Origin of the sequence: Citrobacter sp. wls826 (genome assembly GCF_005281245.1) — a bacterium.
Lineage (GTDB): Bacteria > Pseudomonadota > Gammaproteobacteria > Enterobacterales > Enterobacteriaceae > Citrobacter > Citrobacter braakii.
The window spans coordinates 28502-29425 of sequence record NZ_SZWS01000019.1; the positions used below are offsets into that span (position 1 = coordinate 28502).

Consider the following 924-nt stretch of genomic DNA (forward strand, 5'->3'; position numbering starts at 1 on the left):
AACACGGGGATCCCGTCGGCAAGCTTTACTCTGACAGTAGACAATACGCCTCCCGCACAACCAGCCGCGCCAATCATTACCGACGATGTGGCTCCGGTAACGGGAGTGGTCACTAATGGCAACACCAATGACACCACGCCAACCTTTAGCGGCACGGGGAACGTCGGGGATCTGATTACCCTCTATCTTGCTGGTACTCCCCCATTGCAGGGAACAGCAACAGTAGGTGCAGACGGTACCTGGAGCTTCACTCCGTCAGCACCGGTTGCTCCTGGTAGTTATCAGGTAACTCTCACCGCAACCGATCCAGCAGGCAACGTCAGCCAGCCATCTAACGCCATAACACTGAACATCGACACGACGCCGTCTGCACCTCCGGTGATTATCGCCGCCAACGATAATGTCGGTGATGTCACGGGCGACCTTGCGACAGATGCCGTGACTGATGACACCACGCCAACCATTCGCGGTACTGGCTCAGACGGGGATACCATCACCCTGTATAACGGGGGGACGGTAATCGGTACTACAACGGTGGCTGGTGGAACCTGGAGTATTACGCCAGGGACTGCGCTGGCGAACGGAAGCTACACATTAAGCGCCACCGCAACCGATGCAGCAGGTAACATCAGCGACAATTCAAACAGCATTTCGTTTACGGTTAACAACACGAAGCTGACGTTGCCGCAGGTAACGGATATTCAGGATAACGTTGGAATCTTTACCGGTTCGCTAACCAATGGCAGCGTCACGGACGATACCACCCCGACCCTCAGCGGGACCGGCACACCGGGCAGTACAGTGTTAATTTTCGATGGCAATAATCCCGTCGCAATTGCTACGGCTACGGTTGCTGCTAACGGCACCTGGAGTGTGGATGTTCCCCTCACGCCGAACGTCACTCACACACTGACGTTCGGCGCA

General features: G+C 56.0%; 1 protein-coding gene. It reads left to right on the forward strand.

Annotation, left to right across the window (positions count from 1 at the left end; translation table 11 throughout):
- Positions 1 to 924, forward strand: a 924-nt coding sequence (locus FDW87_RS21755; protein ID WP_252363002.1) for an Ig-like domain-containing protein, incomplete at both ends; no start/stop codon positions are given.